This is a genomic window from Streptobacillus ratti, assembly GCF_001891165.1.
In the GTDB taxonomy this organism is placed as follows: domain Bacteria; phylum Fusobacteriota; class Fusobacteriia; order Fusobacteriales; family Leptotrichiaceae; genus Streptobacillus; species Streptobacillus ratti.
This window is the reverse complement of the sequence record NZ_LKKW01000133.1, coordinates 1-231: the sequence shown is the minus strand read 5'-3', so window position 1 is coordinate 231 and position 231 is coordinate 1. Positions and strand designations below refer to the sequence as shown.

Sequence of the window (231 nt, the reverse complement as noted above, 5' to 3'; positions counted from 1 at the left end):
ATCATCTATAATAACTTCATCACACAAGTATTTAATTTCTTCTAAATAATGTGAAACAATAATTAATCCTATACCCATTTTATCTATATGATTTTTTAGATATTCTAATAATTTCATTCTTGTAGAATAATCTAATCCTGTAGTTATCTCATCTACAATTAATAATTTATGAGGTTTTGAGAATATTAAAATTAAATTCAATTTTTGCAATTCTCCACCACTTAACGAGCC

General features: G+C 23.4%; 1 protein-coding gene. It reads right to left on the bottom strand.

Features of this window, described 5'->3' with window-relative positions; genetic code table 11:
* Window positions 1–210, bottom strand: a 210-nt coding sequence (locus BT993_RS07115) for an ATP-binding cassette domain-containing protein (RefSeq protein WP_425274416.1), incomplete at its 3' end; no start/stop codon positions are given.
* Window positions 211–231 lie beyond the last annotated feature (21 nt).